The 21,343-nt window shown below is 68.0% G+C and carries 14 protein-coding genes; 7 read left to right on the top strand and 7 right to left on the bottom strand.

The features are described 5' to 3' along the window. Nucleotides 1–73: 73 nt before the first annotated feature. The 6 genes from HWX22_RS00605 to HWX22_RS00580 all read right to left on the bottom strand — a co-directional run bounded on the left by HWX22_RS00605 (nt 74) and on the right by HWX22_RS00580 (nt 10,862). Nucleotides 74–1,123 carry a transglutaminase family protein gene (locus HWX22_RS00605; protein ID WP_175907305.1) on the bottom strand — a complete coding sequence of 350 codons (1,050 nt, stop codon included), beginning with the start codon at nt 1,121–1,123 and terminating at the stop codon, nt 74–76. Continuing rightward, complete coding sequence (locus HWX22_RS00600) at nt 1,117–3,723, bottom strand: circularly permuted type 2 ATP-grasp protein (RefSeq protein WP_175914943.1); 2,607 nt, start codon at nt 3,721–3,723, stop codon at nt 1,117–1,119. The genes HWX22_RS00605 and HWX22_RS00600 overlap by 7 nt, the downstream gene beginning before the upstream one ends. Before the next feature lie 212 nt (nt 3,724–3,935). Further along, entirely contained in the window at nt 3,936–7,364 is a 3,429-nt protein-coding gene (locus tag HWX22_RS00595) for a transglutaminase family protein (protein ID WP_175914822.1), read from the bottom strand. A gap of 93 nt (nt 7,365–7,457) precedes the next feature. Continuing rightward, entirely contained in the window at nt 7,458–8,432 is a 975-nt protein-coding gene (locus HWX22_RS00590; RefSeq protein ID WP_175907309.1) for a transglutaminase family protein, read from the bottom strand. Between the two features lie 8 nt (nt 8,433–8,440). Then, nucleotides 8,441–9,382, bottom strand: a complete 942-nt coding sequence (locus HWX22_RS00585) for an alpha-E domain-containing protein (RefSeq protein ID WP_059818894.1) — start codon at nt 9,380–9,382, stop codon at nt 8,441–8,443. A 64-nt stretch (nt 9,383–9,446) separates the two neighbouring features. Then, on the bottom strand, nt 9,447–10,862 hold the full coding sequence (locus HWX22_RS00580) for a circularly permuted type 2 ATP-grasp protein (protein ID WP_059450610.1): 1,416 nt from the start codon (nt 10,860–10,862) through the stop codon (nt 9,447–9,449). Nucleotides 10,863–11,659: 797 nt separating this feature from the next. Between HWX22_RS00580 and HWX22_RS00575 the strand changes: the two genes are divergently transcribed. Then, nucleotides 11,660–12,655 carry a LysR substrate-binding domain-containing protein gene (locus tag HWX22_RS00575; protein ID WP_175907311.1) on the top strand — a complete coding sequence of 332 codons (996 nt, stop codon included), beginning with the start codon at nt 11,660–11,662 and terminating at the stop codon, nt 12,653–12,655. Nucleotides 12,656–12,671: 16 nt separating this feature from the next. Here HWX22_RS00575 and HWX22_RS00570 read toward each other — a convergent pair whose 3' ends face one another. Then, nucleotides 12,672–12,899, bottom strand: coding sequence for a hypothetical protein (locus HWX22_RS00570; RefSeq protein ID WP_175907313.1), 228 nt, complete (start codon nt 12,897–12,899; stop codon nt 12,672–12,674). A gap of 406 nt (nt 12,900–13,305) precedes the next feature. Here HWX22_RS00570 and HWX22_RS00565 point away from each other — a divergent pair, with 406 nt between their 5' ends. From HWX22_RS00565 to HWX22_RS00540, 6 genes are all read left to right on the top strand, one after another. Beyond that, the gene (locus tag HWX22_RS00565; protein ID WP_059525671.1) at nt 13,306–13,728 is read left to right on the top strand and encodes a hypothetical protein; all 423 of its coding nucleotides are present in this window, start codon (nt 13,306–13,308) and stop codon (nt 13,726–13,728) included. A 75-nt stretch (nt 13,729–13,803) separates the two neighbouring features. Next, entirely contained in the window at nt 13,804–14,562 is a 759-nt protein-coding gene (locus HWX22_RS00560) for a hypothetical protein (protein ID WP_175914821.1), read from the top strand. Nucleotides 14,563–14,665: 103 nt separating this feature from the next. Then, a complete protein-coding gene (gene pgaA, locus HWX22_RS00555; RefSeq protein ID WP_175914820.1) occupies nt 14,666–17,461 on the top strand; it encodes a poly-beta-1,6 N-acetyl-D-glucosamine export porin PgaA in 2,796 nt (931 codons plus the stop codon). Nucleotides 17,462–17,476: 15 nt separating this feature from the next. Then, nucleotides 17,477–19,570 carry a poly-beta-1,6-N-acetyl-D-glucosamine N-deacetylase PgaB gene (gene pgaB, locus HWX22_RS00550; protein ID WP_175914819.1) on the top strand — a complete coding sequence of 698 codons (2,094 nt, stop codon included), beginning with the start codon at nt 17,477–17,479 and terminating at the stop codon, nt 19,568–19,570. Next, nucleotides 19,567–20,838, top strand: coding sequence for a poly-beta-1,6-N-acetyl-D-glucosamine synthase (gene pgaC / locus HWX22_RS00545; RefSeq protein WP_175914818.1), 1,272 nt, complete (start codon nt 19,567–19,569; stop codon nt 20,836–20,838). The genes pgaB and pgaC overlap by 4 nt, the downstream gene beginning before the upstream one ends. Then, nucleotides 20,816–21,304, top strand: coding sequence for a Biofilm PGA synthesis auxiliary protein PgaD (locus HWX22_RS00540; protein WP_175914817.1), 489 nt, complete (start codon nt 20,816–20,818; stop codon nt 21,302–21,304). The genes pgaC and HWX22_RS00540 overlap by 23 nt, the downstream gene beginning before the upstream one ends. The last annotated feature ends 39 nt before the right edge of the window (nt 21,305–21,343 follow it).

The following is a 21,343-nucleotide window of genomic DNA, read 5'->3' as shown; positions in this document are numbered from 1 at the left end:
TGCTAGGCGGGCAGAATTAACGAAGACTTAAACGGTCGACGCGCGCGGCGCCGGCGCGACCATGCCGCGTGACTTACGGCGTATCGAGCGGCTCGACCGTCACGCCGACCTTCAGCTCCTGATCCGCGCCGCCGCCGCGGATCACGCCGCGCAGCGGCGTCACGTCCGCGTAGTCGCGGCCGATCGACAGCATTACGTAGTCGTCGCCCGGCGCGCGGTCGTTGGTCGGATCGAGCTGCAGCCAGCCGCCGTCTTCGGGCCACGCCGGGTCGTAGACGTCGACCCATGCATGCGACGCATCCGCGCCGATCAGCCGCGGCTGTCCGGGCGGTGGCTGCGTCAGCAGATAACCGCTCACGTAGCGCGCGGCGAGCCCGAGCGAGCGCAGCGCGCCGATCATCACGTGCGCGAAATCCTGGCAGACGCCCTTGCGCAATCGCAACGCATCGAGCGCCGTCGTCGTGATGTCGGTGCTGTTCGGCGTATACGCGAAGTCGGCGTGAATCCGCCGCATCAGGTCCCACGCGGCCTGCACGAGCGGCCGCCGCGGCGTGAAGCTGGCGGCCGCATACGCGGCTAGTTCGGGATCGCACGCGACGTGCGGCGACGCGAACACGAACTCGCTCGCCGCGTCGTACGGCTGCCCGGCACGAAACCGCAAGCGGTCGCGCACGGCTTCCCATGCCGTTGCATGTTCGGCGTCGGGATGCGCGATCGCGGGCGGCGGCGCGCCGCGTGCGCCCTGCGACCAGACGGGCGGGCTCACGCGCACCGTGCTGCGGCTGCGCACGAGCAGCGCGTCGTGAGGCTGGTTCAGCGCGAACGATGCGCGCGCATTGCCGAATGCGTCGATCTCGGTGCAGACCGCTTCCGGCGCGGGCTCGATGTCGAGCGCGAACGACAGCACCTGCTGGCGAGGTGTCGCGAGCGGCTGCAGCCGCGCCTGGTGCTGGGCGGATTCGACGCGGGCGGCGTAGCGGTATTCGGTGTCGTGCGTGACACGCAGCACGCGGCCGGCCGCGACGGCCGCCGGCGTTGCGGGTGCGGCGGGCGCGGCCGCCTCCTTCGCGCTGCCGGAACCGGTCGCAGGCGGCGTCTTCGCCGCGTGTTTCGTCGTCACCATAGCGTCCTGCCCGCCTCGCGCACGTGGCTGAAATAGCGCTCGCCGATCCGGTTCGACAGCTCCCACACGGCCTTCACGGTCGTGTCGAGCGCATCGAGCAGCTTGTCGTGCCGGCCGTCGTCGCCGGTTTCGCACAGCTCGTGCAGCGACCACGCGGGCACGTCCGGAATCGTCTCGGCCAGTTCGGACAGCGCATAGCCCTCGCTGCGCTCGACCTTCGTCAGCCGGCCGCGCAGCGCCTGCACGACCCAGCCCAGCGAGCGCGGGTTGTCGGTGTCGAGCACCACGAGCGACAGCAGCGGCGCGACGTCGAAGCCGCGCTGGAACCGCGAGCGGAACGTGATCGTGCTGTCGAACAGTTCCAGCACGAGTTCGAAGCCGTCCTGCCGATGCACGGCGCCATCGTCGAACGCGAACTTCAGCACGCTGCACAGGAAGTCCAGCCGGTCGATCTGCCGGCCGATCGACAGCAGTCGCCAGCCGTCGTCGCGCGTCATGTTGTCGGTCTGCGCGCCGGTGATCGCGCCGAGCAGCAGCCCCAGCCGCTCGAGCAGCTGCAGCGCCTCGTTGCCGATCTGCTCCTCGGCTTCCGGATGATCGGCGCTGTCGGCGAACAGTTGCGTCGCGTCGTCGATCAGCCGCCACTGATCGCTCGACAGCCGCTCGCGGATCGCGGCGGCGGCCGCGCGCATCCCGAACAGGCACGACGCGATGCCCGACGTACGGTCCGCGCCGCGCGTCAGCGACGTCGCGAGCGCGTGCTGGAACGCGCGCGGCGCATCGACGGCGTTCGGTGCGTCGGGCGCGATCAGCCCGGTGTCGCGGCATAGCGTGTCGATCAATTCCAGATGCGCGGGACTGTCGACGTCGTCCTCGCCGCGCAGCCGCTCCAGCGCGGCGCGCGCGAGACGCATCAGGTTGGTCGCGCGCTCGGTGTAGCGGCCGAGCCAGAACAGGTTCTCGGCCGCGCGGCTCGCGATCGCGCGCGGGCGCTCGACCAGATCGTCGGGGCCGAGACGGGTCTGCAGCAGCGTCGTCGAATCGACGATGCCTTCGGTCATCACCCACGTATCGACGGTGCTGCCGCCGCGCGGCATCGGCGCGTTGAACAGCGTATCGCGCGTGCCGACCCGCGACAGCCCGCCCGGCAGGAGCCGCCAGCGTTGCGCGCCATCGGCGAGCGCGAACACGCGCAGCAGCAGCGGCTTCGGCACGATGCGCGCGCCGCCGGAGCCGTCGGGCGTGTCGGGCCCCGGCCAGGTCGGCGCCTGCGACAGCGGCAGGTCGGCCTGCACCGTGTAATGCTCGGGCCGGGCCAGGATTCGCGCACGCCATTCGGCCAGCTGCGCCGGCGTGAGCCGCGCGCCGATCACCGGGTCGAACGCGCCGCCGGCCTGCGCGTCGGGCGGATACGACGGCTTCACGATACAGCGCGCGAGCTGCGGCAGCGCGTCGTCGCATGCCGCCGCCTCGCCGCACCACCACGAATGCACGGCGGGCAACGTCAGCGTTTCGCCGAGCAGCCCTTCCGCGAGGCGCGGCATGAAACCGAGCATGCCCGGCGATTCGAGGAAGCCGGAGCCCGGCGCATTCGCGAGCAGCACGTTGCCGGCGCGCACGGCCTGCAGCAGCCCCGGCACGCCGAGCAGCGAATCGGGCCGCAGTTCGAGCGGATCGAGCCACGCGTCGTCGACGCGCCGCAGGATGCCGTGCACGGGTTCGAGCCCGCGCAAAGTCTTCAGGAATACACGGTTGTCACGCGCGGTCAGGTCGCCGCCCTCGACGAGCGTGAGGCCGAGATAGCGCGCGAGATACGCGTGCTCGAAATACGTGGCGCTGTGCGGCCCCGGCGTCAACAGCACGATCCGCGAATTCCTGGCGGCCGGGCTGAGCGCCTGCATGCTCTGCAGCAGCGACCGGTACGCGGACGCGAGCCGCTGCACGCGCAGCCCACGGAAGCCGCGCGGAAAGAGCCGCGACACGATCAGCCGGTTCTCGAGCAGATAGCCGAGCCCGGACGGGCCCTGCGTGTGCTGCGCGACGATCCGCCATTGCCCGTCGGAGCCGCGCGCGAGGTCGAACGCGACGACGTGCAGCCACGTATCGCCCGGCACGCGTGCGCCGCGCATCGCGCGCAGGTAGCCCGGATGCCCGGTCACGAGCGCGGGCGGCAGCAGCCCGCGCTGCAGGATCGTCTGCGGCCCGTACAGGTCGGCCATCGTCGCGTTGAGCAGCCGCACGCGTTGCAGCACGCCGCGCTCGATCGCGACCCAGTCCTCGGGCGTGACGATCAGCGGCAGCAGGTCGAGCGACCACGGGCCGGCCGCGCCGTCGCCCGCGCGTTGTTCGTGGAGCTGATAGAACAGGCCGTTCTCGCGCATGCGGCGCTGCAGCGCGTCGGCGCGGCGGTCGAGGTCGGCCACGCCGTCGCTGCCGATCGACGTGAAGAAGCTGCGCCATGCAGGCGCGAGCAGCGGCGCGGTGAGGCCGGCGGCGCTGCCGCGCAGTTCGTCGTAGCGGCCGGCCGCGGCCGGCGCCGCGAGCGCGGCGGCCAGTTCCGCGGCATCCGGCTGCGCGCCGGTATCGAAGAGCGTGGGCATCGCGTCGGCGTCGGCGAGATCGTCGGGGTGAATGGGCGGCACGGTCGATATCGTTGCGTCGTCAGGGGGCGAGCGCACCCGCGCGCCGCCGCACCGGCGGCCGGGCACGGCGGACGCGGCGGGCGGCCGCGTTCTGCCCGCATCCTAGCACTCCGGCCGGCGCGCCGGGAGGTCGCGAACCGCGCATCGTCGTCCGTGCTTTCATCCGAGGATCAAGGCCGTCGCAGGTCGAGCGTGAACGGGAATTCGCGGCTCGGCGCGGCGGCCGACACGTTCATCCGCCCCGGCGTGTGCCCCATCGCGACGAAGCGCGCGAGCCGGCGGCTCTCGGCCTCGTACGCGTTGACCGGGAACGTCGCGTAGTTGCGCCCGCCCGGATGCGCGACGTGATACCGGCAGCCGCCGAGCGAGCGTTGCAGCCACGTATCGACGATGTCGAACGTGAGCGGCGCATGCACGCCGATGGTCGGATGCAGCGCCGACGGCGGCGCCCATGCCTTGTAGCGCACGCCCGCGACGTATTCGCCGACGGTGCCGGTCGGCTGCAGCGGCAGCGCGCGGCCGTTGACGGTCACGACGTGCCGGTTGTCGTTCAGCCCGGTCACGCGCACTTCGAGCCGTTCGACCGACGAATCGACGTAGCGCACCGTGCCGCCGGTCGCGCCCTCCTCGCCCATCACGTGCCACGGCTCCAGCGCGCCGCGCAGCGACAGCTGCATCCCGTTCACCGCGATCTGGCCGAACAGCGGGAAGCGGAATTCGAAGTGCGGCGCGAACCACGCCGCATCGAACGCGAAACCGGCGTCGCGCAGCTCGGCCAGCACGTCGTCGAAATCCATCTTCAGGAACGCGGGCAGCATGAAGCGATCGTGCAGCGCGGTGCCCCAGCGCGTGAGCGGCGTCGTGTACGGCGCGGCCCAGAAACGCGCGACCAGCGCGCGCAGCAGCAGTTGCTGCACGATGCTCATCCGCGCATGCGGCGGCATCTCGAACGCGCGCAGTTCGAGCAGGCCGAGCCGCCCGGTCGACGAATCGGGCGAATACAGCTTGTCGATGCAGAATTCGCTGCGGTGCGTGTTGCCGGTCACGTCGATCAGCAGGTTGCGCAGCACGCGGTCGACGAGCCACGGCGGCATGTCCTGCCCGTACAGCAGCTTGTTGCGCTGGATTTCCGCGAATGCGATGTCGAGCTCGTAGACCTGGTCGTTGCGCGCCTCGTCGACGCGCGGCGCCTGGCTCGTCGGACCGATGAACAGCCCCGAGAACAGGTACGACAGCGACGGATGGTTGTGCCAGTACGCGATCAGGCTCGCGAGCAGGTCCGGGCGGCGCAGGAACGGGCTGTCGGCCGGCGTCGCGCCGCCGAGCACGAAGTGGTTGCCGCCGCCCGTGCCGACGTGCCGGCCGTCGACCATGAACTTCTCGCTGGACAGGCGCGACTGCCACGCAGCGTCGTACAGGAATTCGGTCTGGCCGACGAGTTCGTCGAAGCTCTTCGCCGGATGGATGTTCACCTCGATCACGCCGGGATCGGGCGTGACCTGCAGCAGCTTGAGCCGTGCGTCGCGCGGCGGCGGATAGCCCTCGAGCACGAGCTTCACGTCGAGCGCGTGCGCGGTCAGCTCGATCGCGGCGAGCAGGTCGAGATAATCTTCGAGCGCGGCGAGCGGCGGCATGAACAGATACAGGATGCCGTTGCGCACTTCGGCGCACAGTGCGGTACGCGTGATCCACGCGGCCGATTCGAAGCGCTCGGGGCGGCGCTGGGCGTCCGCCGTGCCATGCGCGTGCCGTCCGCCGGCGGCCGTGCCGTCGCCGCGCCACTGCATGACCGTTTGCACGGGTGCTTCGCGATGCGCGCCGGCCAGATAGCGCGGCGCGTCGGCCGTGCCCGCGTGACGCGCACGGAACGCGGCCGCGTCCGGCAGCGCGTCGCGCGGCGCGAACGGATCGCGTTCGACCAGGTACGGATAGTCGGCGCCGGCGACCCACGGCAGCGAATCGAGCGGCAGCCGATAGCCCATCGGCGAATCGCCGGGCACGAGATACATCCGCTCGTCGCGGAAGAACCACGGGCCCGTCTGCCAGCGCGGGCCGTCGAGACCCGGCCGACCCGGCACATCGTCCGCGCGCTTGATCGGCAGCACGTAGCCGACCACGCTGTCGAGCTGCTGGTCGAACACCTTGCGCAACCGCGCGCGTTCGAGCTCGTCGTCGAGGCGCGAATCGAACGGATCGACGTTGACGGGCAGCCGGCGCTCGCGCCACAGGTAGTACCAGACATCCTCGTAGCCGGGCCGCACGAATTCGTCGGTCAGGCCGAGGCGCGCGGCCAGCGCGTCGATGAAGCGCTTCGCGTCGTCGGTCGTGCACGCGGACGGCTCGCGCTCGTCGGCGAACAACGACGGATCGTGCCACACGGGCTGGCCGTCGGCGCGCCAGAAGATCGACAGCGCCCAGCGCGGCAACTGTTCGCCCGGATACCACTTGCCCTGCCCGAAATGCAGGAAGCCGCCTTCGCCGTATTCGGCGCGCAGCCGCTGCACGAGTTCGGTCGCGTAGCCGCGCTTGGTCGGGCCGAGCGCATCGGTGTTCCACTCGGCGCCGTCGCGATCGTCGATCGACACGAAGGTCGGCTCGCCGCCCTGGGTGAGCCGCACGTCGCCGGCCGTCAGCGCGCCGTCGACCTGCGCGCCGAGCGTGCGCACGGCGTCCCACTGCGACTCGGTATACGGCTTCGTCACGCGCGGCGATTCGTATACGCGCGTCACCGCCATCTCGTGTTCGAACGCGACTTCGCACTCGTCGATCAGCCCTTCGACCGGCGCGGCGCTGGTCGGCTGCGGCGTGCACGCGAGCGGGATGTGCCCTTCGCCGGCAAGCAGGCCCGAGGTCGGATCGAAGCCGATCCAGCCCGCGCCCGGCAGATAGACTTCGCACCACGCGTGCAGGTCGGTGAAATCGACCGACGTGCCGCTCGGGCCGTCGAGCGCCTTCACGTCGGGCGTGAGCTGGATCAGGTAGCCGGACACGAAGCGCGCGGCGATGCCGAGGTGCCGGCACAGCTGCACGAGCAGCCATGCGCTGTCGCGGCACGACCCGGACGCGAGCTCGAGCGTCTGCTCGGGCGTCTGCACGCCCGGCTCCATCCGCACGAGATACCCGATGTCGTGCTGCAGCTGCTGGTTCAGCGCGACGAGGAAGTTCACGGTGCCGGCCGGCGTGCGGTCGACGCCGTCGAGATACGCGCGGAACAGCGGCGCCGCGCTCGTCTGCGGATCGCACGCGAGGTACGGCGCGAGTTCCGTCTTCAGCGCATCGTCATAGTTGAACGGATATTGCTCCGCGCTCGCTTCCAGAAAGAAGTCGAACGGGTTGTACACCGACATCTCGGCAACCAGGTCGATCGTGATCTCGAAGTGTTCGGTGCGTTCCGGAAACACGAGCCGCGCGAGATAGTTCGAGAACGGGTCCTGCTGCCAGTTGATGAAGTGCTGCGCGGGCTCGACCGTCATCGAATACGCGACGATCGGCGTCCGGCAGTGCGGCGCGGGCCGCAGCCGCACGATCTGCGGGCCGAGGTTGACGGGCCGGTCGTAGCGGTAGCGGGTGGTGTGATGCAGCGCGACGTGGATGGGCATGGGAGAGCCGCTCGGTTCGGGTTGGGCCGGCCGCGCGCGCCGCGTCGCCGTCGCTGCGGCGGCACGGCACGGCGGATTCGGCGAAGGGGTGCGTCAGACCAGTTCCGGCGACTGCACGACGCTGATCTCGATGCCGACGATGCTCGCGCCGAGTCCCGTCACCGGCTGCGCGTCGCGAGCGTCGAGGCCGACGGCGATGCGCACGTAGCGCTCGTCCGGGCAGCGGTTCATGAACGGATCGAAGCCGACCCAGCCGAGCCCTTCGACGTAGGCCTCCGCCCACGCATGACCGGCCGGCTGCTGCATCAGCGCGGCGGCCTGCGGCTGCGCGCCGAGCGCCGCCTGCGGCAAGCCCTGCGACTGCGCCGCGTGCGATGCGCCGAGCGCCTGCTGCATGCCGTCGCCGCTCTGCAGCGCGAGCGCCTCCTCTTCCTCGTCGTCCGCCGCGCTCTGCTTCGCGTCGGCGATGCGCTGCATCGCGCTGTCGGCGAGCACGTAGCCGGAGATATAGCGCGCGGGCACCTTCAGCGCGCGCGCGGCCGCGATGAACGCATGCGCATGGTCGCGGCTCGTGCCCTCGCCGCTTTGCAGCGCGGTTTCGGCATCGACCGGCGCGTCGGCCAGGTTCGGCGCGTACGCGATGCGGCCATGCACTTCCGTCATCAGCCAGTGCAGCGCGTCGAGGCTGTGCGGCTCGATCGGCAGCGCCTGCGTGAGTTCGCGCACGGTGTCGCCGGCCTTCGTGAGCGCGGTCTCGCGCTCGAAGATCCACGGCGGCGCATAGCCCTCGGAGTTGCCGAGAATGCCGGCGCGGTCCTGCGTCTCGACGACGCCGGCCGCGACCACGACGATCTCGTTCTTCGCGCCGCGGTCGTGGCGCACGAGGTCGATCCGGTTGCCGAGCCCGTCCGTGTAGGACAGCGCCGGCTCGACGCCTTCGATCGTGACCTGCCACGCGCGCACCGTCTGCCCGGGCCCCGATTGCGGGCGCAGCCGCAGCCGTTGCAACGCGTAGGTGGCTTGATCGTCGAACTGATAACGCGAGATGTGTCGGATGGCGAGTCGCATGGCAAGTCTCAGTCGAAGTTGTAGGCCTGGGCGATGTCGATCCCGAGGCTGTTGTTGCGGCCGATGAAGTCGGTCAGGAACTCGTGCAGGCCGCTCTTGAAGATGCGCTCGACCGAGGTGTCGGACAGCATCTGCAGAATCTTCGTGGCCGTGTCGTGACACGGGTGTGTCACGCCGTAATCCTTCGCGAGCATGTTCAGGCTCGACACCACGCGCCCGTAGCAATAGCGCAGCGAACGCGGCATGCGGCCGTTCAGGATCAGGTAATCGGCGATGTTCATCGGCTTGTACTGCACGTCGTACACCCAGCGATACGAGCGGTGTGCGGCCACGCAGCGCAGGATCGTCTCCCACTGGTAGTTGTCGAGGATCGTGCCGACGTGCGACACCGACGGCAGCAGCAGGTGGTATTTCACATCGATAATCCGCGCGGTGTTGTCGGCGCGCTCGACGAACGCACCGATCTGCGCGAAATCGAAGATCTCGTTGCGCAGCATCGTGCTGTAGAAGCTGCCGAGGATCAGCGCGGTTTCACGCTTCACTTCGTCGAGCACCGCCGGCAGCCCGCTCTCCGGCACCGGCTGCGCGAGCGCGTGACGCAGCGCGAGCCATGCGCCGTTTACACTCTCCCACGCCTCGCGGGTGAGCGCCGTGCGCACCATCCGCGCGTTCGAGCGCGCGTTCTCGATGCACGACAGCACGCTCGACGGGTTGTCGCGATCGCGCAGCAGATAGTCGGTCACGGTATCGGCGGCATATGCGTCGTACTTCTGACGATAGCCTTCGTCCGCGCCCGAGCTGACCAGCACCGACGACCATTCGGCCGGCGCGTCGGACGTGCGCGTGAGCGCCATCCGCAGCCCGGCATCCACGATGCGCGCGATGTTCTCCGCGCGCTCGATATAGCGGTACATCCAGTAGAGACCGCTCGCAGTTCGTCCCAGAAGCATCTCGTGTCCACTCCGTCTTCGTTCGGTTCGCGCGCCGGCTGCGGCGCGCGCGGTCGTGCCCGGCTCAGTCGGCCAGCACCCAGGTGTCCTTGGTGCCGCCGCCCTGGCTCGAGTTGACGACGAGCGATCCCTCCTGCAGCGCGACGCGCGTGAGCCCGCCCGGCGTGATGCGGATCCGGTCCGACACCAGCACGAACGGCCGCAGGTCGACGTGGCGCGGCGCGAGGCCGGCTTCGGTCAGGATCGGCGTCGTGGACAACGCCAGCGTGGGTTGCGCGATGTAGTTCGCGGGGCGCGCGCGCAGCTTCGCGGCGAACGCCTCGAGTTCGGCCTTCGATGCGCACGGACCGACCAGCATCCCGTAGCCGCCGGAGCCGTGCACTTCCTTCACGACCAGTTCGTCGAGATGGTCGAGCACGTATTTCAGGCTGTCGGCCTCGCCGCAGCGCCAGGTCGGCACGTTCTCCAGCAGCGCCTTGCGGCCCGTGTAGAACTCGACGATCTCCGGCATGTACGAGTAGATCGCCTTGTCGTCGGCGATGCCGGTGCCGGGCGCGTTCGCGATCGTGATGTTGCCGGCGCGGTAGACGTCCATGATCCCGGCCACGCCGAGCACCGAATCGGGCCGGAACGTGAGCGGATCGAGGAACGCGTCGTCGACGCGGCGGTACAGCACGTCGATCGGCCGGAAGCCTTCGGTGGTGCGCATCGCGACGCGGCCGTCGACCACCTGCAGGTCGCTGCCCTCGACGAGGTGCACGCCCATCTGGTCGGCGAGGAACGAATGTTCGTAGTACGCGGAATTGTGGATGCCGGGCGTGAGCACGGCGATGGTCGGGTTGTCGGCGTTGCCGCCCGGCGGGCATACGGCCGCGAGCGACTGCCGCAGCATCTGCGGATAGGTCTCGACCGGGCGCACCTTGACCTGCTGGAACAGCTCGGGGAAGAGCTGCATCATCGTCTCGCGGTTTTCCAGCATGTACGACACGCCCGACGGCGTGCGCGCGTTGTCCTCCAGCACGTAGAACTCGTTCTCGCCGGTGCGCACGATGTCGACGCCGATGATGTGCGTGTAAACGTTCCCGGGCGGCCGGAAATCGATCATCTCCGGGATGAACGCCTCGTTGTGCGCGATCAGATGCTTCGGCACGATGCCGGCGCGCACGATCTCCTGGCGGTGGTAGATGTCGTCGAGGAACGCGTTGAGCGCCATCACGCGCTGCTCGATGCCGAGCGACAGCCGGCTCCATTCCGCGCCCGAGATGATCCGCGGCACGATATCGAACGGAATCAGCCGCTCGGCGGCCTGCGCGTCGCCGTATACGGCGAACGTGATGCCCGTCCTGCGGAACACGCCTTCCGCGTCGTGGGCCTTCTGGGCGAGGCTCGCGGGGTTCTGCGTGTCGAGCCACTGCTTGAGGCGCGCGTAAGGCGCCCTCACCATGTCGCCGGATTGCAGCATTTCATCGAATGGCTTCATCGATCTTTTCTCCATCGATCGTTTTCCCCGGCATTGCGCATGCCGGACCGGCGTACTGACTGCCTTGCAAGGAACGTGCCTTGCGATATTCCCTCAGGTTCCCCCTTTTTGTCGCACGGCCGGCACGCCCCCGCGGCACGCCGCACCACGATGGTGCGATGCGCACGACGCAGGACGCGCCGGAGGCGCGCCGTGCCCGCGCACGGCCTCTGCTGCACCGCGCCTGTCGAACATAGTTCCCCCGCGTGTCACGACTGTGCAATCTGCACTGCACCAATCCTTCCCCTGGCGGCGGGCCGCCGCGACTCTCCGCGCTGCCGGCCGGCAGCGGTGCCGCGCCTGCGTCGGCGCGGCTTCCCCCGCCGCCGTGCGATCGCCCGCGCCCCGCCACCTTCCCGCCCGATCTTGCCGCATCGCAGCGAACCGCGACGCGGCATCGGCGAGCCATTGCGGCGGCCCGCCCTGCACCGCGACGGGGATTGCGCCACATCCTTCGGTTGCCCGGGCGGAATAGCGGAAAGGCGAGCCGGCGCGCGCAGGTGCGCGGCCGGCCCTGGGGGGAAGTACCGTCTGCGGCAAGTCGGGCAGTTCGACGCGGTGAACTAACCGGTTAGCCGGGTCCGGCACCTCAACCGTATGTAGCCGTAATCCCGCCGACAACGCCCATGCATATTTCGACTAACACCGATCGAAAAAAAACATCGGCTCCGATGCGCGAGGCGCGGTACGCTACCAAACCGGTTCAGTGAAACGGCGCCGCGGCCTTCCGGCGCCGACTATAAAAAGCGAAGATCAACATGGAAGCAAAGTGGCTGGAAGATTTCCTGAGCCTTGCGGATACCAAGAGTTTTTCCCGGGCCGCGCGTCATCGGCACCTCACGCAGTCGGCATTCAGCAGACGAATCGCCGCGCTCGAAACATGGATGGACGCGAAGCTGGTCGACCGCAGCATCAACCCGATCGCGCTGACGCCGGCCGGGCAGATGTTCCGCGGGCTGGCCGCGGACATCCTGCGCAGCATGTATGCGGCACGCAACCTCGTGAACGGCTACGACCAGTTCGCGGCAAGCGACCAGGTCGTGCGCTTCGCGGTCGCGCATACGCTCGTGTTCACGCTGTTCCCCGAATGGCTCAAGCAGTTGAACGGCGAAGTCGGCCACGTGACCGCGCGCGTGAACGCGGTGAACGTGCCCGAAGGCGTGCAGCAACTCGTCGAAGGTGAATGCGATCTGCTGCTCGGCTATCACCATCCGCAACTGCCGATCGTGCTCGATCCGAACCACTTCCCGTTCGTCACGCTCGGCGTCGAGCGGATCCTGCCGGTGTCGACGCCCGACGCGCGCGGCAAGCCGCTATTCGAACTGCCCGGCACGCCGGACGCGCCGCTGCCGCTCCTCGCGTATTCGTCGGGCGCGTTCCTCGGGAACGTCGTCGAGATGCTGCTGCTGAATGCGTCCGAATCGTATGCGCTGCATCGGTGCTTCGAGACGCACATGTCCGAGGCGTTGAAAGGAATGGTCGTGGCCGGGCACGGCATCGGCTGGCTGCCCGAAAGCTGCGTGGCGAAAGAACTCGCGGATGGTTCGCTCGTTCGTGCGGGTTCGGCGGACTGGATCACCGAGCTCGAGATTCGCCTGTACCGGTCGGCCCGCAAGCGCGGGCTCGCGGCCGAACAGTTGTGGACCTACATCATGAACCGCCCGCGCGTCGCGGCCGACGGCACGCGTGCGGCCGAGCCGTCGATCGAGCCGGCCGTGCGCATCGCGCGCCGCAGCGCCGGCGGCAGCCGGTAACACCCTCCACCGCCCCTCATCGCCCGATTTGCCGGAGCGCCGCGCGGATGCAATCCGCACGGCGCTCCGGTATTTCATGTTCGCCGTCGCGAAGCATTTTTCGATCCCGTTTCGTGTTCAATATGCGTTCCGCACGCTCGATCAATTCCCCGATACTGCCAAACGTTTGCGAATCCGAATGAATTGTCGACTTGGATGACGGAAATACCCTGTTACACAACATATCAAAAGTTTCGATTTTCATGTAACGACAATCTCGCCAAAAACGTCATACCAGCCCTTTCGATTTAGCTGACCTGTGCTTCAGGATTCATCGTGATGCGCCGATGACAGAGGCAAGTCTTCCTTTTATCAGTCGTTATTTTTCGGCACAAAGTTCGGCACCACTTACGTCGTAAATTTGCAAAATGGTCATCGCTACCGGCGAGCAAATTTCATGTTCGGCAATATCGACTTTGTTCAGTGCTGATCCATTTCGTCGAATGAGCACCAATCCTATTTAAATAAGACATTTAAAGCATGTCCCATTCTGGCCACACGCGATTGTTTGTTCAAAACCCATCGGGTATCAATAGCATGTCGCAAAAAGAACGTCGCTAATTTTCAAATCGGAATAAATGCGCTGTCAGCGATTTCGGATGGAGGTTGCAATGTCTTCCTCGTTTGAACAGCATGCTCGCCCGCTCCTCGGCATCGTCGTATCCGCACTCTGCATCAACGCCGCGGCACAGACCCAGCCCCCGGCGCCCTCGTCCGACGCTGAGGCCGGCCGATACATGATTTCGTACATCTGCGGTGATGCGCGAATCGACGGTACGGCACCGCTCCCCCCCGATGGCCGCCCTTACAACCTCGGCGTGTCGTTCGTATCAGGCGCGAACGGGCAACCGCTGTCCAACGTGCAGGTGCGGCTGCGACGGCATGGCCGCGTGCTCGTCGAATTCAAGGCAACGGGGCCGCGCTGTCTGTTCAGCGTGCCCGATGCAAGTTACCGGGTCGAGGGCACCTATCAGGGCTCGACCCAATTCGCGGTCGTCGAAACGGGCGCACTCACCACGCAGTTGCGGTGGTGAGCGTCGATTGAATCCGCATGGCGATGGCACGTGCTCATGTCGTGCACTGCGATCCGCCGAATCGAGGAGGACTGAATGACTCGTGCAGAACGACCGGACGGCTCGCCCGTCCGTCAGTCGAAGCCCGCCTGGGGCCCCGGAAAGAGTGCGGCACTCAGCATCATTGCGTTTGCCGCGATCTTCGGCGGTTTCGCGTACGTCCAGCGGGACGCGGGAGTCGGCCATGCAACCGTGACGCACGACATCGCCGGCATGATCGGCAGCGCCGTCGGAAAGTATCGCAACGCCATTGCGGCCGCGACGGCCGACGCCTCCCGCGCGGCATCGACCGTCGCGCAGGCCGAGCCGGTTACGCCTTCCGTACCGGGAACGCCGTTTGCGTCGGCAACATCTGCCGTGTCGGCCACGGCGGCGCCGGCCGCGCCGCCACGCACGACTGCCCGCGCCGCCGCGAGACACCCGCACCCCGCGCATGTGCCGCCCACGACGCTCGCGGCCAACGCGCACGCCGCATCGGCCGGCGGTCGCGCGGCGCGGCCCGGCGACACGCACCGTACGTCACGTTCGCAGGCGCTCGCAAGCACGAAAAAACACACCGACCCCGCGCCGCGTCGTCAACCGCAATCGTATCTCGCCGACTCGCCGCACATGGAGGCCACCAGCGTCACGCGCGACGAACTGGAAGGCGCGCGCGCACTGGCCCGGGCGCGCTGGTGCGCCCGGATCGACGAATGGAATTGCGTGGAGCAGAACGCGAGCCGCGCGCTCGCCATCGACCCGAAAAACAGCGAATCGCGCGCGCTGCTTGGACAAGCGATCCGCAACCGCCTGTGAAGCGGCCGGATGCCGCCGGGCCTCGCTGCCGGCGGCACGACGACCGGCGACGCGCGTCGTCGGGCGTGCAACCGATGTGATCGTTTCAGAGTGAGGAGACATCGTGGCTAACAATCGTAGGCAACAATGCACCACCGCCGCTCCGCCCAACCGGCGGATCCTCCTGCATGCGCCATTGCTGTTGCTGCTCATCGCGTCCGGCTCCTGTCTTGCCGCCGAAGGCGACGCGGCCCCGGGCAGCGCGAGCGAAATCGCCGGGACGCGCGGCGCGGCGGATGCGCTGCCGCCCGACATGCAACCGACGGCGGCGTCGCTGGGAATCGCCCAGGGTCGGAACGCCCTGCCCCCGCAGGCGCCGACGCCGATCGCGCAGGCATCGGATGCGTCGATGCAGCTCGCGCAGGCGTCGGACCCGCCACCGCAGGCGATGCCGACCACGGTCGTGGTGGACCCCAACGTCGCCCAGCCGAGCGAACCGGCACCGGGCGCGCCGATCCAGATCGCCCAGGCGACCGATACCGCGCCGCCGAGTACGCCGCCACCGGTCGAGCCGATGTCGAGCGCCCCGATGCAGCCGGCCCAGGCATCCGACACCGCGCCGTCAAATATGCCGGCACCCGTCGCGCAGGCATCGGACGCGCCGATCGGCGTCGCCCAGGCCGCGAACCCGCAGCCGCCCGACACGCCGGCGCAAACTACCGCGACAACGTCCGACACACCTGCGTCCAGTCCGCCCGCGCCCGTCGCGCACACACCGGAGCCGCCGCCGCAACCCGCGCAGGCCGCAACCCCCGCGCCCTCGAATTCCGCGACGCAAACCGCGCAGGCCTCCGGCACCCCGATGCCTGGCTCGCCCGCGCCCGTCACCCAGACACCGGGCTCGCCACCCCCGTCCTCCGTGACGCCGAATTCACAGACGCCCGGCGCCCAGCTGCCCGGCGAGCAGACGCAACGATCGCAAGGCCCCGACGTCGAAGCGCCGAATGCCCAGATGCCGAATCTGCGTACCGCCGACATCGCGACGGTGCGCAACGACGTGTTCGGCCTCGCGGCGAGCGGCGGCGCGATCCAGGCGCTCGAGGAAGCGAAGGCACGGCCCGATGCGTTCTCCGCCGTCGACGTCGCGCAGCTGGAGGAACTGGCGATTCGCCAGCAGGTGCGCGGCGGACGTGACAAGTCGCGCTCGATGACGAGTTCCGACCGCTTCGACGGCCTCGACAGCGCGCTGCACGCCGCGGACGACCTCGACAAGCGGATGCCGGCCACGCCCGAATATTCGCCGGTCAGGACGGCGCTCGCGGGCGACCGCACCGTCGCCTACGCGGCGCGCGGCGACATGACGAAGGCCGTCGCGACGTTCGAGACGATTCCGTCCGACGCGGAGATCTCGATCGACGCGCTGGCGGCCGTCGGCGACGCCTACCTCTACCTGAGCGAACCGGCCAAGGCGAACGGCGTGTACCAGCGCGCGCTGAAGCAGGCGACCGCCGCGCCGACGGACCGCGCGACTCGCGGCTTCCAGTACGGTGCACGCACGCGTGCGATCGAACTGCGCGAAGGGCTGTTCTGGTCGTACGTCGACCAGGGACGCGCGGCGGACGCGAAGCAGGTGCTCGACGACATCGGCAACTCGCTGCCGCCGGCCAAGGAGGTGCGCAACTACGGTCCGGAAGAAAGCGACTTTCTGCGCTACTACCGGCTACGCGCGCAATACCTGATTTATACGGGCCGCGTCGACGAAGGGATCGCCGCGCTCGAGCAGCTCGAGCAACAGGTGCCGTTCAATGCGGAGGTCCGTGCCGCGCATGCCGACGCGGTGTCGGGCCAGGCGCATCCGCGCCAGGCGATCGCGATGTATCGCGCTTCGCTGACCGACCACCCGGACAGCGTCGAGATGCTCGCGGGCCTCGGCCGCGCGGCGCTCGTGGCGGACGATTACGCGACCGCGAAGTACGTCGACCAGACCGTGGACAACGTGTTTCCGGACAGCGGCGCCGTGCGCGGTTTCAAGCGCGACTACAAGGCATACCGCAGCCCCGTGTTCACGACCGACCTGAGTTTCGAGCACGGCAACAGCGCGCTGGCCGACAACAGCTTCACGTCGGACAGTTATGTGTACTCCCAACCGTTCGGCGACAACTGGCGCGTCTTCTCGCACACGTTCTTCGGCCATGCGCAGACTGACTCCGGCAGCGTCAGCCGCACGCGCACCGGCGTCGGCGGCGACTACCGGCACGGGCCGCTCACCGTGCAGGGCGAAGTCACGCGCTCGTTCGGCGCAGACGGCCGAACCGGCGGCCGCGGATCGATCGCGTACGCGCTGAACGACTACTGGACGGTCAACGCCGGGCTCGATACCAACGACAACTCGCTGCCGTGGAAGGCGTATGCCGCGCACATCTGGGGCCGCTCGGCGAACGTCTCGGTCGTGTATCGGCAGAACGATCGTCGCGAGGTCAAGCTGAACTACGGCGTGAGCCGGTACAGCGATTCGAACCTGCACCAGGAAATCACGGCAATCGCCACGCAGCGCGTGTACACGTCCGCCAATCAGCTCGTCAACGTATCGCTGGACCTCGGCACCGACAGCAACACGCGCCACGACGCGCCCTACTTCAGCCCGAGCCGCGATTACGCGGCCGCGGCGACCGTCATGCACCAGCTGACGCTGTGGAAGAAGGGCGACATGTCGCTGCAGCAGCGCGTATCGGTGTCGGGCGGCGTGTACAACGAGCGCGGCTTCGGCACCAGCCCGCTTTGGAGCGCACGCCTCGAGCACGCGTGGACGTTCAAGCACGACATCACGCTGAGCTATGGCGTCGAGGTCAGCAGCCACGCGTACGACGGCCAGCGCGAGCGCTCCGAAACCGGCTTCCTGTCGGTCAACCTGCCGTTCTAGCAAGGAGATCGCGCAATGCAAACCAGACGGACCTTCATGTGCGGATGCCTCGGCACGTTCGCCGCCTGTTCGCTGTTCCCGGGCGTGACGAACGCCCGGATGATCGACCTGCTGCCGCCGTCCGATCCGGCCGACGGCAAGACGTTCCGCGTGATCTGCCTGCACGACGTGCGCGACAACCTGATGGCGTCGTTCTCCTCCCCGTCGGCAATGGTCGACCCGTTCGCGGTCGATACCGGCACGCTGACCGCGATCTTCTCGTGGCTGCAGACCAACAACTACCACACCATCACGGTCAAGCAGATCGAGGAATCGCGGCACGGCGGCAAGCCGCTGCCGCCGCGCGCGGTGCTCCTCACGTTCGACGACGGCTACCGCAGCCACTACACGAAGGTGCTGCCGCTGCTCGAGCGCTTCAAGTATCCGGCCGTGATGGGCATCGTCACCGCGTGGATCGATGCGCCGCCGAATGCGCCGATCCGCATCAGCGACAAGATCCAGGTGCCGCGCGACTACTTCATGTCGTGGGAGGAGGTGCAGAAGGTCGGTCAATCTCACCTCGTCGAGCTCGGCTGCCACACCCACAACCTCCATCACGGCGCGGTCGCGAATCCACAAGGCAACGAATTGCCGGCGACCACGTCGCACCTCTACCTGCAGAACGAGAAGCGCTATGAAACCGACGCCGAATTCGAAGCGCGCGTGCACGACGACCTTCAGACATGCGTGCGGCAGATCCGCGAACGCACCGGCATCGTCGCACGCTCGATGGTGTGGCCATACGGCGCGGAAAACCAGCCCGTGCGCAAGATATCGACGTCGCTCGGCATGGACATCCAGTTCAGCCTCGATGCCGGCCCGAATACGCCGGACGTGCCGCTGGACCGGCTGAGGCGGATCCTGATGATGTACGACGTCGACATCGGCGGGTTCGAGCGCTCGATGCGCGAGCCGGCATCCAACCGCGGCGACGTCGACGTGCCCGAGCGCATCGTGCAGGTCGATCTCGATCAGGTCTACGATCCCGATCCCGCGCGGCAGGAAGCGAATCTCGGCAAGCTGATCGAGCGCATCTACCGGATGCAGCCGAAATCGGTGTACCTGCAGGCCTATGCCGACCCGAAAGGCACGGGCGTGGCCGAAGCCGTATATTTCCCGAACCGGCACCTGCCGATGCGCGCCGACCTGTTCTCGCGCGCCGCGTGGCAGCTCAACACGCGCTCCAACGTGCAGGTGTACGCGTGGATGCCGGTGCTCGCGTTCCGGCCGCCGCCGGACAAGCATCAGGGGCTCGAGGCCGTCAGTGCATACGGCGGCGCGCCGGCCCGCGAGAACGGCACGCGCGTGTTCCGGCTGAGCCCGTTCGATCCGGAAGCGCGGCTGATGATCCAGCAGGTCTACGAGGATCTCAGCAAGCACGCGTCGTTCAGCGGCATCCTGTTCAGCGACGACGCCGTGCTCGACGACTACGAGGATGCGGGCCGACATGCGCTGCGTACCTATTCGCAGTGGGGGCTGCCGGCCGACGTCGGCAAGATCCGCGAGAACCCCGACCTGATGAAGCGCTGGACGCGCCAGAAGTCGCGCTACCTGATCGACCTGACCCGCCAGCTCGAGCAGATCGTGCTGGCGCACCAGAACGTGGGCGACGTGCTGACCGCGCGCAACATCTTCGCGATGCCGGTGCTCAAGCCCGAGTCGGAAGCGTGGTACGCGCAGAACTACGACGATTTCCTTGCCACCTACGACTACGTCGCGCTGATGGCGATGCCGTACATGGAACAGGCGAAGGACCCCGAGGGCTGGCTCGACCAGCTCGTGCGCACCGTCCGTACGAAGCAGCGCGGGCTGCAGCGCACCGTGTTCGAACTGCAGTCGTACGACTGGCACGCGCACAAGGACGTGCCGGCCCGCACGCTGCTCGCTCAGATGCGGCGACTGCGCAGCGAGGGCGCGGTGAATTTCGGCTACTACCCCGACAACTTCCTGAACGGCCAGCCGGAGCTCGACGCGATGCGCGACGTGATGTCGCTGAAGTCGCGGCTCGATCCGACCTCGATCAACGCGCTGATGCAGATGCAGCATGCGCAGGGAACCAAGACGCCATGACCACCCACAGCATCATCCAGCGCCTGCAGGATTTCGTCTTCTACTATCCGTTCTTCATGTCGTATCTGTGGATGATCGGTGGCGTCGTCCATTACTTCCTGCTCGAGGAAGGCCGCGAGCTGTCGACGCGCACGATCGCGGCGAGCGGAATCCCGAAGATCTCGATCGTCGTGCCGTGCTTCAACGAAGCGGCGAACGCACGCGGCGTGATCCGCCACCTGAACGCGATGGACTACCCGAACTACGACATCATCGCGGTCAACGACGGCAGCAAGGACCGCACCGGCGAGATCCTCAACGAGCTGGCCGTCGAGATCCCGCGGCTGCTCGTGATCCATCACGCGCGCAACGAAGGCAAGGCGGTCGGGCTCACCACCGCGGCCGCGGTATCGAACGCGGATTACCTGCTCTGCATCGACGGCGACGCGCTGCTCGCGCACGACGCGATCGGCTGGATGCTCGAGCATTTCCTGACCGATCCGGGCGTCGGCGCGGTCACGGGCAACCCGCGCATCCGCACACGCACATCGCTGCTGGGGCGCATGCAGGTCGGCGAATTCTCGTCGATCGTCGGGCTGATCAAGCGCACGCAGCAGGTGTACGGCCGCATCTTCACGGTATCGGGCGTGATCACGATGTTCCGCAAGACCGCGCTCGCCGATGTCGGCTACTGGAGCTCGGACATGCTGACCGAGGACATCGACATCAGCTGGAAGCTGCAGTGCCGCGACTGGCGCGTCGTGTACGAGCCGCACGCGCTCAGCTGGATCCTGATGCCCGAGACGCTGAAGGGGCTCTACCGGCAGCGGCTGCGCTGGGCGAAGGGCGGCATCCAGGTGCTGCTCAAGTACGCGGGCACGCTCGCGCGACCGACGCAGATGATGATGTGGCCGCTGTTCGTCGAGTACCTGATCGGCATCGCGTGGGCCTATTCGATGTCGTTCATCCTGCTGCTCGCGCTGATCGACGTCGTCTACCCGCTTCCGCAGACCTGGCATGTATCCGTGGTGCCACACTGGCACGGGATGCTGCTGGTCGCGACCTGCATCCTGCAGCTGATCATCGGCAGCATGATCGATCGTCGTTACGACGAAAAACTCCTGATGTATTTCCTTGACACCGTCTGGTACCCCGTCGCGTTCTGGTTGATCAGCATGGTCACCACCGTCGTCGCCCTGCCCGCCGTCGTATTGCGGGGCCGCGGCAAGCGCGCCGTTTGGGTCAGTCCCGACCGAGGCATTCAACATGAAGAACGCGCCGATTATTGATCTTTCCCTGCGCGCCCCGCGCGAACTGATCGCCGAACGCGGCGGCATCGTCGGGCCTGTGCTCGTCGCATGGTTCCGCCTCGTGCGGCCCGCGCTCGTCGGAGGTGTGTGGGCATCGATCTGCATCTATACGTACCGCTACCTGCTGCCGTTCAACCAGGCCGAGATGCCGATCGAGCAGATCGTGTTCTACGTGACGAGCATCGCGCTGATCGCCGGCACGATCGTCACGTGGCTGATCGCGGGACGTGTCGTGCATCCGCTCGCGTACCGGCTGCGCGTGTCGAAGATGCTGCGGCGCTCTGCCAGCGTGAAGATGCGCTCGGTGCCGCCGACCGCGCTCGCGGGCGCCCGCCGGCGCGGCGCGCGGCGCACGTCGCGCATTCTCGTCGCGTCGCACGATGCGAACGGCTCGATCTCGGGCATCGAATGGATCGCGCATGCGGGACCGCAGCCGCGCGAGTAGGTCACCGGAGACGTGCCGCGCCGGACGCGACGCCTGCCG

Origin of the sequence: Burkholderia sp. BCC1638, from assembly GCF_902833195.1 — a bacterium.
Taxonomy (GTDB): domain Bacteria; phylum Pseudomonadota; class Gammaproteobacteria; order Burkholderiales; family Burkholderiaceae; genus Burkholderia; species Burkholderia diffusa.
This window is presented reverse-complemented; position numbering and strand designations above follow the sequence as displayed.

Bases quoted from the DNA above. Each gene is read 5' to 3' on its own strand.
- HWX22_RS00570 (WP_175907313.1), bottom strand. From the start codon at position 12,899: ATGAAAATCGAAACTTTTGATATGTTGTGTAACAGGGTATTTCCGTCA.
- HWX22_RS00575 (WP_175907311.1), top strand. From the start codon at position 11,660: ATGGAAGCAAAGTGGCTGGAAGATTTCCTGAGCCTTGCGGATACCAAG.
- HWX22_RS00560 (WP_175914821.1), top strand. From the start codon at position 13,804: ATGACTCGTGCAGAACGACCGGACGGCTCGCCCGTCCGTCAGTCGAAG.
- pgaC (WP_175914818.1), top strand. From the start codon at position 19,567: ATGACCACCCACAGCATCATCCAGCGCCTGCAGGATTTCGTCTTCTAC.
- HWX22_RS00600 (WP_175914943.1), bottom strand. From the start codon at position 3,723: ATGCCCACGCTCTTCGATACCGGCGCGCAGCCGGATGCCGCGGAACTG.
- HWX22_RS00540 (WP_175914817.1), top strand. From the start codon at position 20,816: ATGAAGAACGCGCCGATTATTGATCTTTCCCTGCGCGCCCCGCGCGAA.
- HWX22_RS00565 (WP_059525671.1), top strand. From the start codon at position 13,306: ATGTCTTCCTCGTTTGAACAGCATGCTCGCCCGCTCCTCGGCATCGTC.
- HWX22_RS00585 (WP_059818894.1), bottom strand. From the start codon at position 9,382: ATGCTTCTGGGACGAACTGCGAGCGGTCTCTACTGGATGTACCGCTAT.
- HWX22_RS00590 (WP_175907309.1), bottom strand. From the start codon at position 8,432: ATGCGACTCGCCATCCGACACATCTCGCGTTATCAGTTCGACGATCAA.
- HWX22_RS00595 (WP_175914822.1), bottom strand. From the start codon at position 7,364: ATGCCCATCCACGTCGCGCTGCATCACACCACCCGCTACCGCTACGAC.
- pgaB (WP_175914819.1), top strand. From the start codon at position 17,477: ATGCAAACCAGACGGACCTTCATGTGCGGATGCCTCGGCACGTTCGCC.
- HWX22_RS00580 (WP_059450610.1), bottom strand. From the start codon at position 10,862: ATGAAGCCATTCGATGAAATGCTGCAATCCGGCGACATGGTGAGGGCG.
- HWX22_RS00605 (WP_175907305.1), bottom strand. From the start codon at position 1,123: ATGGTGACGACGAAACACGCGGCGAAGACGCCGCCTGCGACCGGTTCC.